General features: G+C 48.7%; 11 protein-coding genes. 2 read left to right on the top strand and 9 right to left on the bottom strand.

Going from position 1 to position 11,871, the window contains the following annotated elements:
- Window positions 1-6: 6 nt before the first annotated feature.
- Window positions 7-945: a C39 family peptidase gene (locus tag JC200_RS17245; protein ID WP_274436579.1), complete on the top strand. Its 939-nt coding sequence runs from the start codon at window positions 7-9 to the stop codon at window positions 943-945.
- Window positions 946-1,064: 119 nt separating this feature from the next.
- Here JC200_RS17245 and JC200_RS17240 read toward each other — a convergent pair whose 3' ends face one another.
- Entirely contained in the window at window positions 1,065-1,604 is a 540-nt protein-coding gene (locus tag JC200_RS17240; protein ID WP_274432932.1) for a hypothetical protein, read from the bottom strand.
- Between the two features lie 308 nt (window positions 1,605-1,912).
- Between JC200_RS17240 and JC200_RS17235 the strand changes: the two genes are divergently transcribed.
- The gene (locus JC200_RS17235; protein ID WP_274436657.1) at window positions 1,913-2,047 is read left to right on the top strand and encodes a hypothetical protein; all 135 of its coding nucleotides are present in this window, start codon (window positions 1,913-1,915) and stop codon (window positions 2,045-2,047) included.
- A gap of 315 nt (window positions 2,048-2,362) precedes the next feature.
- Here JC200_RS17235 and JC200_RS17230 read toward each other — a convergent pair whose 3' ends face one another.
- The 8 genes from JC200_RS17230 to JC200_RS17195 all read right to left on the bottom strand — a co-directional run bounded on the left by JC200_RS17230 (window position 2,363) and on the right by JC200_RS17195 (window position 11,754).
- A complete protein-coding gene (locus JC200_RS17230; protein WP_274432931.1) occupies window positions 2,363-2,806 on the bottom strand; it encodes an AbrB/MazE/SpoVT family DNA-binding domain-containing protein in 444 nt (147 codons plus the stop codon).
- A 24-nt stretch (window positions 2,807-2,830) separates the two neighbouring features.
- The gene (locus tag JC200_RS17225; RefSeq protein ID WP_274432930.1) at window positions 2,831-3,316 is read right to left on the bottom strand and encodes a MarR family winged helix-turn-helix transcriptional regulator; all 486 of its coding nucleotides are present in this window, start codon (window positions 3,314-3,316) and stop codon (window positions 2,831-2,833) included.
- A 125-nt stretch (window positions 3,317-3,441) separates the two neighbouring features.
- Complete coding sequence (locus tag JC200_RS17220; protein WP_274432929.1) at window positions 3,442-4,602, bottom strand: GerAB/ArcD/ProY family transporter; 1,161 nt, start codon at window positions 4,600-4,602, stop codon at window positions 3,442-3,444.
- On the bottom strand, window positions 4,599-5,756 hold the full coding sequence (locus JC200_RS17215; protein ID WP_274432928.1) for a Ger(x)C family spore germination protein: 1,158 nt from the start codon (window positions 5,754-5,756) through the stop codon (window positions 4,599-4,601). The genes JC200_RS17220 and JC200_RS17215 overlap by 4 nt, the downstream gene beginning before the upstream one ends.
- The gene (locus tag JC200_RS17210; protein WP_274432927.1) at window positions 5,753-7,339 is read right to left on the bottom strand and encodes a spore germination protein; all 1,587 of its coding nucleotides are present in this window, start codon (window positions 7,337-7,339) and stop codon (window positions 5,753-5,755) included. Before JC200_RS17210 ends, JC200_RS17215 begins: the two co-directional genes overlap by 4 nt.
- 510 nt (window positions 7,340-7,849) lie before the next feature.
- Window positions 7,850-8,992: a GerAB/ArcD/ProY family transporter gene (locus JC200_RS17205; protein WP_274432926.1), complete on the bottom strand. Its 1,143-nt coding sequence runs from the start codon at window positions 8,990-8,992 to the stop codon at window positions 7,850-7,852.
- Window positions 8,993-8,995: 3 nt separating this feature from the next.
- Window positions 8,996-10,186 carry a Ger(x)C family spore germination protein gene (locus JC200_RS17200; protein ID WP_274432925.1) on the bottom strand — a complete coding sequence of 397 codons (1,191 nt, stop codon included), beginning with the start codon at window positions 10,184-10,186 and terminating at the stop codon, window positions 8,996-8,998.
- A complete protein-coding gene (locus JC200_RS17195; protein WP_274432924.1) occupies window positions 10,183-11,754 on the bottom strand; it encodes a spore germination protein in 1,572 nt (523 codons plus the stop codon). Before JC200_RS17195 ends, JC200_RS17200 begins: the two co-directional genes overlap by 4 nt.
- Window positions 11,755-11,871 lie beyond the last annotated feature (117 nt).

Below are 11,871 nucleotides of genomic sequence, written 5' to 3'. Positions count from 1 at the left end.
GATGACATGCAAAAACTCCGATCGCTGAATGCGACGCGTAAGAATCGTCGTCATCAGGCCGCCGTGCGACGAAGACACCGCAGACGTCTTGTGGCAACTTCGACGATTGTAGTTCTCGGATTCGCAGGGTGGGCAAGTTCCGGGTGGTGGTTGCCGACTGCTAAGGCAAAAACGGAACTGCTAGCAGCCGCTCAGACGAAACACAACTCGACGAGCCCGCTAGAACAGAAGCGGAATACAGCCAAGCCCAAAGTTCTGACAAAAAAACAAAGCGGAACCACACCAAAGCAGAATTCAAAGCCGACCGAAAGTGAACTCCCAGCTTCAGTCATGTTGAACGTTCCACCACAGAATCAAAATCCGCAACTTCCGAACGGTTGCGAAGTCACCAGTCTATCCATGTTGTTTACTGCGATTGGAAACCCTGTGAGCAAAATGACGCTCGCCGCGGAACAGCCCTATGACTCGACGCCACGCGTGGAATCTTCTACGGGTCAAATCATTTCATGGGGCAACCCTAACGTTGGTTTTGTGGGGTCGCCGTACGTATGGTCGGATGGGTTTGGAATCTACCATGGGCCGATAATAAAACTAATCGACAAAATCCTCCCTGGCGAAGGTGTAGACCTGACCAATCAGCCATTTGACGAGATTTTGTCTTATGTCGCGAAGGGCGTTCCGGTTGAAGCGTGGGTGACCGCAACCTTGAAACCAACGAATAAGTATTGGGAGACGTGGCAGACACCCGAAGGCCCTATACGGGTGAACGAGCAGGAACATGCTGTACTGATTGTCGGCTATAATGCCAAATACATTTTTATCAACAACCCACTGACCGGCCAGAAGGACGAACCAGTGAAGCGAGCCAACTTTCTGGGTGCCTGGAACGAGTTAGGTAATCAGGCGGTGACGATCGCAGTTCACGGTTCGACAAGCGACACTTAGAATTGTTGTCAGGGCTGGGAGGCCGTAGACAGGAGAGGAACTTCGTCGCCCTCGTCCTGTCGAGACTGGCCTACATATGCCCGGCCTGTTTGCCATCGGATTGAAAAACCCAGTGCGAGTTAGCTTCTTACAACTTGCGTGCCTTGTGACCCGTCGAGCAACAATTTGACCTCCGGCGAATTGGCTACATTTTTGGCGAGTGTATCTGCAGCGTGCAGGGTTGATTTAACCTCCGCCTCACTGAAGTTGATGCCCATTTTGCTCAGCGCAAGTTTCAGCACGGTCTCCACCTTCACCTTGACATCGGGCTTTAAACCCTCATATGCGCCCCCAGCCTGCCGCAAAATCGCCTGTGCCTGCATAATGGCCTTGTCGTGCTCGACCTCGTCAATCAGATGTTGAACCTCAATCTTACCTTTCGCGACGAATGGCGCCATAACCGGCGACTCTGCGAGGTGTTCAATAAATTTCACACCGTCTTCAACTGCTACAACTGCACTCTGTGGGAGCTTCTCGGCAATGTCTGTCGCGACGCTTTGGTGGTTTTCTAAATACTTCACAACGGGCTTGATGAACTGAAATTTCTTCTCGAGTGCTGCAAGTGCCAATGCGTAAACGGCGATTGCCTCTTTGGACACCAGTAGTTGTGTGATGGTCACGCGATAACCCCCTCAGTTTTCTCATCAGATCACGAATCTCGATGGCTACAGAGCGGCAAGTTGCTGAGACGCCTAGTTGTCCCGAGGCATATAGTCCTGACCGTAATATTCTACGCACTGAGCAGCCTTGCCGTTGATGATTCACGTCCCGCGGCTCTTGTTCCCCAACTGTCAATTCCGTCTCTCGCCACCGTCCAGAGCGCATGGCTGAAGTTCTTGCCGTGGGGCTGGAAAACGCTTGAATGGGCTCTCGTCGAAAGGCAAGAGCCCACTCAAGGGCGGACGACCTTTCATAAAGTGAGGTACCAATGCGGAAGGAGAGTGAGCTTGTGTACGATGGTGGCTGCTTTGGAGCATATACACGTTGGGCGGTCGTATTCCTCATCATCTTCGTGTTGTTCTTCTTGCTCGTACCCGGATACGGAGGAGCGGCAGGATACTAAAGGAGGAGTTGCGCGAAGATTGTCTCACATGTGTTGAAGGGAGGAACCTAATATGTATGGCGGTGGTGCCCTCGGAGGCTACACACGATGGGCGGTCGTGTTTCTGATTATCTTTGTGCTGTTCATTCTGCTCGTCCCTTACACAGTAACGACCTGCACAACAACACCAGTGTACTGACAGAGTGAGATGGCTGACGGGCGTTGCCTTGCATTGCAAGCAACGTCCTTCATTTTGGCGAGCAAAAAAGCATCCGTAATTGTACGGATGCCTTCTCAAATTCAAGCATTACATGCGTAGCGATTTCCGTTCAATCACTAGGACAACTTATTCAGAGATTCGTTACAACCATCGGTGACGGAAGACAGCAACGAATATTGCTTTGTTAACTCGTCCCTGCAATCGATACATACTGTTTTACTTCTAAAGGTGGTGAGCGAATTGTCTATCCCGCAGAGAACGCAACTCTCACGGTATAGTTCCAAAACAATCCTTTGCCCATCTTGCCAAATTTCGATGGGTTCGCCCTGAAGCATCCCGCGTTCCAAACGTAAGCCTTTTGGAACCACTACACGACCCAAGTTGTCAAGTGGACGAATAAAGCCCGTCGCTTTCACCAGATCACTTCCTATTAATTTCAATTCAGATTGAACCGTACCATAACTAACCCTATTAATAATATCTGTTTCGACATATGTCTGCAAGGATATATTGAGAAACGCCTTCACGTAAAAGTTGGAATGACCAAAACTCATTTCCATGGATTGATATGCCCGCTAGCACATCTAAACTGTGATCCGTTTTAGAAATTCCAAAGAAAAGTCGTGTAACGTATTCAGTTTTCCGATTAGGTCCTCATCTTGCACCATAGTCGTTACCTGTTGAATTAACTCTAACTGTTCTTCGTCACACGTAAATAATTCATGCACAACTTTCAATCCGTTTTCACTCAGTGAAAGTTCAGTCACACGTCCATCATGAGGACAAGGATGTTGTTGGACGAGTCCTGACTTGATAAGACCTTTTATCAAGGTGGACACTGAGTTGTGTGATAGCCCAGTTAAATGAGCGAGTTTAGAGTATGAGAGGCGAGTATCGCATAATGCCAATGCTCGAATTAAATAATACTGAGCGTCAGTCAGCCCGACATTCTTTCCTACCCTGGCACGTATGTGCTCCTGAATCTTACAGATTCTTCTCATCGCCATATAGAGTTGAAACGTAATATCAAAGTTATGAATGGATGTCTGTGTCTCGTCGTTTACTTTCATGTTTTTCATCCCATCCGAGTCTATGATGATTAGGAAATTATAGCACGAAGTGTCCAATCGCGACGAAGTGACGCCTTAGTGCCTAATCTACTGGCTCATTATCCCCGCATCTCACTGACCCGGTTTTATCGTTTTGATGTCTTCACACGACTCTCATACGGTTTTGGAACAGGCAACTGCTCAGTTCGAACACCTCGAATCGCCGCACATAGGTACGTCATCAAGGGAATGATCAACAACAATATCCAACTGATTGGCACCAGCCACTTATCCAAAATTTTAAAGGCTTGCTGAGTGTCTGTAAACCATACGGTCACCGAGAAAATTGCAATAGCGATTGGGATGATGAACCGTTTGTAGCCGTCGGTACTTTGATTTAATATCCGGCATGTGAGTATAGAAATCCCCCATAGGTGGGTGCTGACGAAGAGAACCGTGTATGCAGTCGCAAAAATGATGATGAGAATCCCAAGCCGTTCGACGATCCATCCCTGCATCCGAATCAGTTGTAATGCGTACTGGATAGTAAACGTAACCTCTCTTGCGCCTTCCCATCCAATATTAAGAATCACGGCAAAGAACGCAATGACTACAGCCATCATGCCCGCCACAGCACTAATCATTGGATACCAAATCGACCGATTCTTCTTGTGTTCGTAGTACGGACTGAGTATCAGAAACAGATTAAACCCTAACCCAAGTGGCAGCAGATAATAGGCTCCTCGAAACGTATCGTGCCAACTCGTGACGGTGTGCGGAATCCAAAACCATTTCGCCTGCAACATGATAACGGTGAACACAGAAATCACCCCGAACCACGTCAATGGATGAACAATGGCAGACACACGCCCTAACGATTCCACTCCGTGCCATGACATCCGGATGGCAATCAGACACAGAGCACCAGCCATCACCCAGCGAGGCGTCATGGCGTAAAATGGCTGGATAGACGCCACGAAGTAGAACAACGACATCCCGACAAAAAACACGTAGACAGCTTCGTATGCAATAAGGACAGGAATTGACAACCACTTCCCGTACGTAAGGACATGCATGTCAGCACCCGTCACCGCCGGGAACCGCTCGTTTAAGGCACCATGAATGAGCGCAATTGCTATAGCCCCAACAATTACCAGAAAAACCGACCACTGTGCATCCATTCCAGCGTGTTCAACCGCGATCCTTGGGAACACCCAGAAAGCCAATGGCAAGAAGCTAGAAGATCCAAGTTCTACTGTTTGAAACCAGGACAAATACTCACGTCTCTGTGTTGCCGCTTGTCTCACATCAACGTCCCCTTTTGTAACCTCGTCACTTTTACCTTGATATCGACTCGGGCGCGGGCGAACATTTCTGGCCACCGCGTTGAGACCACACGTCGGGTTGACGGGTCATGCACGAGAATGTACCTCCCAAAGCCATACGCATCATCCCGTTGTTGTTGGAGTCGCTGCACAGCTTCAGTAGCCTTCCGTTGCATCTCTTCCTCCATCACTTTGCGGTAACGTTCAATTTCTGGATTAGTCAGAATTTTTTCGTTCCTTGTTTCGTCCTGCACGATAACGCCGTTCACACGCACGATAGCGTGAAGAACTGGCACGCCATGTAACATTGATGCGGAAATTCTCCGGTTCGACTGAATGTGCCCGACTTCAAATGAACTCCCGCGATCATCAATCCAAACAGCGATTTGATTGACTGAGCTTGCAACTAAATTGAAGTACAGCGTCTCAGCTGGAGATAGTTGTTCCGTTGGCGTCAAGTCACGTAGGGCCAACATTCCACGCATTTGTACGTGTGAGTCTTCCGTAATTACGATGGGCGCCTGAGGCTCTACACCGAACTCTTTCCAGTCACGCCAAAATTGCCACACTCTCGTGCGTGTCGTAAACGCATGCTGTTTTAAGCTGCTTCCCAGCACACGGTCAATCGCATCCGCAGGTGCAACTCGACCAGGTGTGTCCATTACGTCCTTAGCGCTTTCCGGAGTAAAACAGACGAAGGCCAGCTTATCGACTGTGGGGGAACGTTCCAATTCTGTGATCACGCTTTGGATCTGGCCGCCTGTAAGTTTTTCACTCATTACAACACTCTGGATGTTGCTTAAATAAAACGTCTTGGGGTATTGTAGCTGTGCGTACCTGAGACCATCTTGTACTCCACGTGCCCTTACCGTAAAATTCTGGTGTTCCGCTGAAGAACTTGCCCCTCCAGAACTTCCTTCCCCTTGGTCAGAGTTGCCCTCACTAGTGGACTTGTCGAATACCTGAATCTGAAACGTGTAGGACATCATTTTCGGTTGATTCGGTACTGGATCAACACCAATACCAATGACGGGAGCACGGTCATTGATTTTTTGGTAGTCCCAGCACCCGGGAATGAACATCAGACAGACAATACTACTTGCACAAACAGCCAGCTTGTGTAAAGTGGTTTTCACTTTTTTCGGCCTTCCGGCTGCTTCTGACTTTCCTGCGCCTTTTCGAGTTGCGGATGCGGGATTGGATTGTGGTACTCCGCCTGTCCAGTGCTGTCACGTGGATGAAGATGGCTGGTTCGCCTGCTCATCATGTTCACCGGCAAACGAATGATGCCATCTGTGAACACGTCCTTGATGTGTGCACCATCAAACGGCGCTAGGTAGGGGAGGCCAAAGGATTTAGTCGCACTCAGTTCGGACAGGAGTAGAATGGTCATTAAAATGAGCCCATATAAACCAAGAATGGATGCAGACACGATCATAACCCAAGACGCCAGTCGTGTAACCGTCGCAAACTCGTAACTCGGTGTCACAAATATGCTGACGGCAGATAATGACACTACGATAATGAGAATATTGCTGACTAATCCGGCTTGAACACTGGCTTCACCGACAACTAAACCTCCAACAATACCAATGGTTTGACCCATTTGTTTGGGCATGCGCAGTGTGGCCTCGCGAAGAATTTCGACTACACTTTGCATGATCAGCACTTCCATCACAGCAGGAAACGGCACACCTTCTCGTGACCTCGCAATCTGCAGTCCGAGAACCTTTGGCAGCAGTTCCGGATTAAAATCAACAAAGGCGATATACAGTGCAGGCAAAAACACCGAAAAGAGGAGAGCCAAAGCACGTAACCAGCGGAGAAAGACCGCTTCGAGCCATGAGTGGCCGTAATCCTCTTCCGTTTGAAACATGTCCTGCAACGACGCCGGAACAATCAGAACGGTCGGGTCTCCATCCACAATTACAGTGGCCTTCCCTTGATTAATTTCCCGCGCTACACTATCAATCCGCTGCGTAAGCCTGGTTAACGGCAAGGGTGTCCATGGATGATCAACAATCCTATGCTCGATTGCTGAGCTTTGGCTTACCACGTCGATATGGACTGCACTAATGCGTTCTGTGACCGTTTCAATCAAAACGGGGTTTGCGACATCCTCCAAGTAAATTAAAGCGATGTCTCGTCGACTGCGATAGCCCACTTTGAATTTCTTCACACGCAATGTCTCGGTATTCAGTGAGTTCCGAATCAACCCAATGTTGACATCGATATTTTCCACAAAGCTGACTTGAGAACCACGAACTGACGATTCAATAAATGGTTGTTCTGGACTTCTGTGCTCTACGTACTTTGCACCCATGACGAGTGCCGGTGAGATTGTGTCGATTAACAGGACCAAATCCCCGCCCGTAATCGCCTCTTTAAGTTCATAAAGGTTTTCCATGAAGACTGCATCAGAACTTGGCAGGACGTGTTCAATTAAGTATTGCGAAAAATTTTTGGGTCTGCGTTTGGGAAATTGATGCTGATGTAGTTCTCGAAGGGTTTCCTCGATTGCCTTATGATCACTAATCGTCTGTATGAACACAATGGCTGCAGATATGCCGGCAACCTTAACGACGCGTACAACATAGTCGTCGCTCGCGCCGAGAGACTCTGCGAAATAACGCAAGGCATCTTTCAGATTCCCTTTGTAGTGGGGAGCCTTCTTAAAATCAGGTACGACCGGTTGTGATTTCGGCTGGTCATCCCCCATGCTCCCAAATAATCGGTTTCGTCGCGTGAAGAACAAGACTTTTCCGCCTTCGAACAGATTGATGGTATATGTGTAATAGTGTCCGTAAGCGTACGACGATATGTAAGAGAACTCGTGGATACGAGGACCATGCTCAGAGCTGCGCAAAAGTGAACAATTCGCAGATGATACTCACCCCACAAAAGGCGAAAGGTTCTGTAAAGGAATTGTCGAGCTGATGTCGTATCTCACCATGTCGGGGGTGAACAGGGTGGCTATTGACCACGAAATCATAAAAAAAGCGGGTAATCCACTTGTCCGAATATCTTGTAAAGTGTGTGGCGAAACATTCGTGTTACGCGGAAGTGTAGAGAGAGATGGAACCATATCAACCGGCGCAAAAATGTGCTTTTGCGGAAATGAGGACCTAGAACAGACTCGACTGTAATCAGCCTAGGAGTCAAATCCCCGCAGGTACAAAGTGACCTCGGGGATTTTTACTACTCTCGTCCCCTCTACCCTCGCCCATGCTCACTTGACCGCAGACCCACCTGGCCGCGGTGTAGCCCCTTGATGACCGAATCGACGACGTAAAAACGCAATCATCCACAGAACGAGTGGGATTCCAAAAATCAATACAGGGAGTACAAACGGTTCGACGAATTTCCTGGGGTACTCTATGGTTGATTCCGTGATATCCTTCGGAATCATGGCGAGGATGACCGTTATCCCACCAATCCAGAGCAGAGGCGAGTGCCATCTTTTCAAATTCAGCAGTGCCGCGGTACCAGAGACGGCTAAGAACATAAACAGCGCAACTCGTACAAACGCTGTAAGAAACCAAATGACTATCACGAAAGCATCAACGTTCTGGATGATTTCAGAAACCGATATATACTGGACCATGTCAAAGACAGGATTCCACATCTTCGCACCGAGGTCCGCCCCAAACGTGGCAATCGAGAACACCCCACTGATGACGACAAACAGACTGGCGAATGCAGTTCCAAAAACAGCCTGCCTCACATTGTGATTCTGATTCTTAACAAAGCGAAAAACCATCGTGAGGAATGAGGTTTGTGCCAAAAAGGACACCGATGGAATTGCACCATACAAGAGCCCGTATGGTCCTGAGTTGACGTATACCGGAAGGAGTCGACTCCAAGTTACGTTCGGGAGATCTAACAGGAATACTCCTAATGCGACGAAGATGACCGCCGGACCAATGACCTCTGTAAATCTACCCAATGACTGTAGTCCATTTTTATACAGCAAATACACCGAGACCAAGGCCATGGAGATAATAAAGACCCAACTTGGGGTGCGATGAAATTGCGCGGTGACGAAAATGTCCGTGATTTGCCGTATTGCCATGGCTGTGACAACGACCCAGTTGATGACATACACCGTGCCGATAGCTTTCCCTATAATAGTTCCCGTGAGGTCGCAAATGTACTCTATAAAAACCTTGTCTGGATAATAGCGACTTAACCGAGTTCCAATCCAAGTGGCAAACACGCTGAGAATTCCGCTCGCAAGCAGTGATAGCCAGGCATCGTTCCCGACCCGTTCAATTGTTGGGGAGATCATAAGAAACGCCGCCATGCCAAGGTCAAACATGCTTGAAATCCAGAATAATTGCCCTCCCGAAATCACCATTGTCCCTGGCTTCATGCCTCACCAACTTCCATAGCCTTGTGACAACTTACTAGAAACGGGGTTCTTCGACGTCAGGCCCACCGTTTTGATTTTGAGTCGTGTGGCGACATTAAAGTGTGCTTCAGGAAACAGTTCATTCCAATGAAGTTTCATTACTTTCCACTGTTTGGGTTGCTGTCTTGCCAAAGCCTGGTCAAATCCAAATATGTCAGTCTTGTACTGCTTCTGGACCTTGGCAATCAGTTGCGTGACTTCATCGTTGACCTCATGTTGCATCGCGTCGTTCAGTTGCTTCAACTGCTTAGGGTCTTTGACATTAAGGTTTGTCTGATTTTCTCTAAGTAAACCTTGTCCGGTCAGTTCAACTTCAAAGCGCGGATGTCCATATTGAACAATGGCGTGAACTCGCCCAGCGAACTGAGACAAATCCACTGTCGCATACCCTGGATGTCCCGGAATCTGGAATGTAATTTGCCGTTTCTTCAAATCATTTGTGACCCACAGTCGATAATTAGCATCGGAAAAATCCAAATATCCGACCACTTTCAGCTCCTTGTTGAAAATTGCTCGCCCAGTGAACGCAAATGTTTTATTGGTCGACTGCACGGTTTCCGGGACAATTTCCAGCACCGGCAAAGTAGCACAACTCGTTTGACTCGCAGCAGCGATTAAAAACCCCCGCAAGGAATCCCCGACCGTTCCTCCCACGAATCTCCGACTCTTGATAATTGTCAAACCCGGGTATTGTTCCAGGGGCGCTTTTATCTCCAATGCGTCTATGGCCCTAGCTCCACGAACGACGAAAATATCACTCCTAAGACGTACATCTGGGTTTCGTGTGTATTCGTCCATAATGCCTGTCAAACCGTGTCTTGCCGCCTCTTCCCCGATAAAAATCACACGTCGGTGACCCAGGAAGTACTGTCGGGACAGTTTTGTTTGAAGGAGTTGCCCAGCATCCACTAGGTCTTTTCCTGTCGCTGAAAGGGTGAGAAAACTTTGTCGGGTAATGCTCTCTTGTTTCGCCAAGTTGACAGGAATGATGACCTGGTCGGTGAGCAGCCATCGCCCATTCGCGTCAAGGTCAAGACCCGATGCCATGACCAAAGCGCGATCATTCAATTCCGTACGGTCCCAACATCCGGTCACCAGGGTACAGATTAAAATCGCACTCGCGACCACTACTGCGAACTGTTTACGTTGTCTCATGAGCGACTCAACCGCGACGAATGTTGACGACCTGAATTTTGTTGATCCACATGGGATTGTGGCCGGTCCGACAGACCCTTCCGAGATACCCGTGTAAGTATGTCTCGTAGTTGTTTGAGGTTCCGCGGGGCAATGGGAGACATATAGGGAACACCAAACGACTCCAGATTTACTTGGTGAATCAGTATCACTATGAAACTAATGGTCAGGCCGTAGAGCCCAACGACTGCCGATAGAAGCAGAACAAAAAATCGCAAGAGACGGTACGAAAACCCAAAATTATACCGAGGAATGGTGAACGATGCGATGCCAGATGTGGCAACCATAATCACTGTCGGGGCTGAAACGAGGCCCGCTTCAACAGCCGCCTGACCGACAACCAACCCCCCGACAATACTGACAGCAGAACCGACCGCCTTAGGGAGTCGAACTCCAGCCTCTCGCAGACCCTCAAACACAAATTCCATCGCAAAAGCCTCTATCGCGACCGGAAACGGACTGCCACTTCTAGCGGCGGCAAAGGTGATAAGCAAATTAGTAGGCAGCATCTGCGGATGGTAACTGGTTAACGCAACATATAGCGGGGTCAAAAAAATAGAAATATTGAGCATGACAAAGCGCACCCATCGAACTGCCGTCATGTATATTGGTCTTTCATAGTAATCGTCTGGCGCTTGGAACCCCGTCCAAAACGTCATAGGAACAATCAGAACATTTGGCGTTCCATCGACCAAGATGGCAATCTTCCCCTCCAGCAATGCCGCAACAACGACGTCCGGCCTCTCCGTGTTCTGAACCTGAGGATACGGAGAATTCGGCGAGTCTTCGATAAATTCCTCAATGTACTGTGTTTCTAGAACGGCATCTAACCGAATGCGACTCAATCTGCTGCGAAGTTCCTCCAATACAGTCGGATTTACCGTCCCTTCAAGATAGACGAGGGCAACATCTGTTTGGGAGACTTGTCCAATCGATACACTCTCGACTTTTAAATTGGTGCTTTTGATGCGCTTGCGAACCATGGCAATGCTTGTTCGTAGAGACTCATTGAATGCCTCACGGGGCCCACGAATGGACGGCTCGCTTACGGATTCCTGAATGGCTCGTTCTGGCCAGTTCTTCAACTCAGCTAGTAAGGCGGCCTTTGTTCCGTGGGCAATGACAGCCACGCTCGCTTCCAACAGTCCATCCACGATGTCACGAACCGTCGTGACGTTTTTTATGCGTGCAATTGGAACGATTTTTTCTGTAACGACATCCACAAGGGTCTTGTCGATGTGTGCATCCGGATGATTCATCCAACGCATGCTCAGTGGCATTAAGAGTGTTTTATCAAGGAGTTCTGTATCCACGAGCCCGTCAATGTAAACGATCAGCAGCGTGCGACCCCGCTCAACTCCAAACCGTCGGAAACATACATCAGACGAGTTCTGTAGCTCAGCACGAAGTTTTTGCTCAAGCACCTGAGTATCCTCGTCTATGTCACCATGAACAAGACCTTCGTTTGAGACACTTGACCGATGAAGTTCGTTCCGTTTGGGCAGGACTCGAGGCGTCAGCTTCTTCATGGTGTCACTCCTCGTGCAACAGCCGAATCAATGTGACTGTATCTTGTCCAATTGTTCGTTTGGCATGTGTGCAAAGGTAAGTTTGTTGCTTCGAGAGGCCAAAGTCACAGTGCCGTG

It is taken from the genome of Alicyclobacillus sp. ALC3 (assembly GCF_028751195.1).
GTDB lineage: Bacteria > Bacillota > Bacilli > Alicyclobacillales > Alicyclobacillaceae > Alicyclobacillus_L.
This window is presented reverse-complemented; position numbering and strand designations above follow the sequence as displayed.

Bases quoted from the DNA above. Each gene is read 5' to 3' on its own strand.
- JC200_RS17245 (WP_274436579.1), top strand. From the start codon at position 7: ATGCAAAAACTCCGATCGCTGAATGCGACGCGTAAGAATCGTCGTCAT.
- JC200_RS17235 (WP_274436657.1), top strand. From the start codon at position 1,913: ATGCGGAAGGAGAGTGAGCTTGTGTACGATGGTGGCTGCTTTGGAGCA.
- JC200_RS17230 (WP_274432931.1), bottom strand. From the start codon at position 2,806: ATGGAAATGAGTTTTGGTCATTCCAACTTTTACGTGAAGGCGTTTCTC.
- JC200_RS17225 (WP_274432930.1), bottom strand. From the start codon at position 3,316: ATGAAAGTAAACGACGAGACACAGACATCCATTCATAACTTTGATATT.
- JC200_RS17210 (WP_274432927.1), bottom strand. From the start codon at position 7,339: ATGGGGGATGACCAGCCGAAATCACAACCGGTCGTACCTGATTTTAAG.
- JC200_RS17205 (WP_274432926.1), bottom strand. From the start codon at position 8,992: ATGAAGCCAGGGACAATGGTGATTTCGGGAGGGCAATTATTCTGGATT.
- JC200_RS17200 (WP_274432925.1), bottom strand. From the start codon at position 10,186: ATGAGACAACGTAAACAGTTCGCAGTAGTGGTCGCGAGTGCGATTTTA.
- JC200_RS17195 (WP_274432924.1), bottom strand. From the start codon at position 11,754: ATGAAGAAGCTGACGCCTCGAGTCCTGCCCAAACGGAACGAACTTCAT.